This is a genomic window from Streptomyces huiliensis, from assembly GCF_020037025.1.
GTDB lineage: Bacteria > Actinomycetota > Actinomycetes > Streptomycetales > Streptomycetaceae > Streptomyces > Streptomyces huiliensis.
The window spans coordinates 1-3,010 of the sequence record NZ_JAIQLH010000406.1 but is presented as its reverse complement, the minus strand read 5'-3'; the positions used below and the strand labels follow the sequence as shown (position 1 = coordinate 3,010).

Here is a 3,010-nt window from a genome sequence, read left to right as displayed (position 1 = left end):
CGGCAACGGCCACGACCTCCAGCCCGACTACACCGACAAGCACCGGCTGCTGCTCACCGACACCAGCCACGTCTACGCCCTGGACAAGCGCACCCTGAAGCCCACCCCGCTCCCGGGCCCGCTTGGCACCACGCGGCACGTGAAGTCGATCGCCCGCCACCACTCCGGCGAGTACGTGTGGGCCGGCGTGCCGAAGGGCAGCGACAGCCACTTCGGCGGTCCCGCCATCCACTTCCACCCGCCCGCCGACAGCCGCGGCTGCGGGAAGGGCGCCGTCACGTACAAGGCACGCATCGCGATCCCCGCCTACCAGTGACGACGACGGCGCCGTGACCCGGAGCGCTCCCCCGTCCGGCCCTCCGACGCCGTGGTTCAGCGCACGCCGTCGCCCAGCGCCTCGTCGGGCAGCACCCGCAGGGCCCGCAGCGCCGCGCCCAGGTCGACGACGGCGCGCGGGTCCTGCAGCGACCGGCCGGTCAGCTCCTCCAGCCGACGCAGCCGGTAGCGCACCGTATTGGGATGGCAGAACAGCAGGCGGCCGGCCTCCGCCGCGGACCCGCCCGCCGCGAACCACCGCTCCAGCGTGTCGAGGAGCCGCTCGCGCTCGTCCGCCGGCAGGGCCAGCACGTCGCCGAAGACGGTCCTCGCGATGTGCCCGGCCTCCGCCGGCGCCGCCGTGACCAGCATCGCGAGCGGATCGTCGTCGAAATGGACGACCCCGGCCCCGCCCCGGGGCAGCGCGGCCAGCGCCAGCCGCGCGTACCGCAGCGCCTGCGGGGTGTCGCGCAGCGAGTCGTACGGCGGGCTGACGCCCACCCGTGCCTCGCTCCGCGCCAGGATCGCCCGCGCCGCGGACCGGACGTCGGGCGGCAGCGCCGACATCACCCCGATCCGCTGCCCGGGCAGCAGCCGCCAGGCGGACGGCACCCGGCCGGCCCGCAGCGCCGCCTCGATGCGGGGCAGCGCGGAGCGGCCCGGCGCGGGGACGTCGGCGGCCACGACGATGAACGGTCCGCTGCCCGGCAGCCCCAGCGTGCGAGCCGCCTCCCACATCGTGCTCCGATCGGTGATGGCTCCCGTGAGCAGCGCCTCCACCAGGGCCGACCGCTCGTGTTCACGCTGGGCCGCCAGCTCCGCGGCGGTCTCCCGGTACGCCGCGGCCATCGCGTCGGAGTACGCGCCGGCCAGCCGCCAGACCTCCGACGACAGGGCCAGCAGCGTGTCACCGGAAATGCCGTGCGCCCGGCGGGCCTCGGCGGCCAACTCCGCCCACAGCAGCTCGAAGCCGATCCGGAAGGCGTGCAGGGCGGCGGCCAGCGGCACGTCCTGCAGGGCCCGTTCCCGGCCGGTCTCGCGGGCCGACGACAGCACCGCAGGACCGGCCCGGCCCGTCAGGCGCAGCAGCGGCAGCCGGAGGTTCTCGACGCACGACCGATGCAAGGAGGCGTCGGGGAGCAGGTGTTCGTCACCGTACGACTCCACCTCGGCGCGCAGCCGGCGCGCCAGCAGCTCGCCCAGGGCGCAGACCCTCCCCAGCACGGCTTGCGCCACCGGGACGATCTCCTCGCTCGGCGCCGGCCAGTTCATCCGCGCAGCGTACAGCCGGGCTTCTTGTGCGCGGGAACAAGGCCGGGCGCCGCGGGATCGTGCGCCGGACCACACCCGGCCGGTTCCCGGACCTCACCGCGAAGAGGCGAGCCCCTGCCGGCCCGGGTCGGTCAGGCGCCGCTCGGCCGTCCCGCCCCGGCCGTGCTCCCGGCCGGCCGGCGAACGGCCGTCGTGTGCATGGCCGTCGTGTGAACGACCGTCGCGGGACCGGCCGTCGAGCGAGGCCAGGGCGTACACCAACTGCACCCGGGAGCGGATGCCGAGTGCCGCGAAGACGTTCCGCAGATGGTGGTCGACCGTGCGGTGGCTGAGCGCGAGTACGGCGGCGACCTCCCGGTTGGTGAGCCCCTGGGCGACGTGCCGCGCGACCCGCAACTGCTGCGGCGTCAGCGCCCCCAGTGGCCCCGGGACGTTGGCGGCGGCGGTGTCCGTCCGTCCCGCCGCGCGCAGCTCCGCCCGGGCCCGCGCCGCCCACGCGTCGGCCCCGCACTCCTCGAAACGGAGGACGGCGGACCGGAGATGGCCGCAGGCGTCGGCCGGCCGACGCGCCCGCCGCAGCTCCATGCCGGCCAGCAGCCGGGCGCGGCCCTGGGCGAACGCGGTCCCGGCCCGCTCCAGCAGGGCCAGTGCCGCGCCGAGCGCCGGCTCGTCGGCGTCCCGCCCGCCCAGCAGGGCCCGGCAGTGCAGGGCCGTGGCCCGGGCGCGGGGGTCGGCCGCGGCCCGCCCCCACTCCTCGAACGCCCGCAGCCCGGCCCGCGCCTGGCGCAGCGTCCGTTCCCGCTCGCCGGCGGGCAGCGCGCGCACCACCGGTACGACGGCCTCGACGAAGTACGGGACGACACGCAGCCGCCACGCGAAGTGGTGCGGAGCCGACGAACAGCCCGCCACCAGCGGACGCAGCAGCCGTACCGCCTCGGACGGTTCGTTGCGCGCGAGGGCGAGCAGCCCGAGGCCCCACGACGCCAGCAACGCCGGCACCGCGAGCCCGTGCGCCCGGGCGGTGGCGAGGGCCTGCCGCGCGTGTGCCCGGCAGGCGTCGGCGTCGCCCTCGACCGCGGTCACGACGGCGAGGGTGGCGTGCAGCTGTGCCGCCGGATTCGTCCCGCCGGTCGCGAGGGCGAGATCCAGGCCCCGGCGGGCGTACGTCCCGGCCTTCCGGTACTCGTCGGCGACGAGTTCCACCAGCGCCGCGTGCCCCAGCAGCACCGCCGGTGACGGCCGGCCGACGCCGGCGTGCCCGAGGGCCCGGCCCACGAGCTCCCGGGCCACCGCCGTCCGGCCGAGCATCAGCGCCGCGCGGGAGGCGTGCAGCGACTCCTCCGCGCCGGCCTCCGTACCACCGGCGGACCGCGCCGCCAGGCGGAGCAGGGCCGCGCCCGGCGCGAGGGCGCCGCACAGCGCG

At 77.4% G+C, this 3,010-nt stretch carries 2 protein-coding genes and 1 pseudogene; 1 reads left to right on the top strand and 2 read right to left on the bottom strand.

Annotated elements, in window-relative coordinates; translation table 11 throughout:
• A pseudogene (locus JNW98_RS34265) lies at nucleotides 1–316 on the top strand (hypothetical protein); the annotation flags it as partial.
• A 56-nt stretch (nucleotides 317–372) separates the two neighbouring features.
• Here the strand turns inward: JNW98_RS34265 and JNW98_RS34260 are convergent.
• Nucleotides 373–1,587, bottom strand: coding sequence for a PucR family transcriptional regulator (locus JNW98_RS34260; RefSeq protein ID WP_223772192.1), 1,215 nt, complete (start codon nucleotides 1,585–1,587; stop codon nucleotides 373–375).
• A gap of 93 nt (nucleotides 1,588–1,680) precedes the next feature.
• Nucleotides 1,681–3,010: helix-turn-helix domain-containing protein (locus JNW98_RS34255; protein ID WP_223772191.1), on the bottom strand; the 1,330-nt coding region annotated here is incomplete at its 5' end.

What these genes read in the sequence shown, in the direction of transcription:
- JNW98_RS34260 (WP_223772192.1), bottom strand. Translation starts at nt 1,587, where the DNA reads ATGAACTGGCCGGCGCCGAGCGAGGAGATCGTCCCGGTGGCGCAAGCC.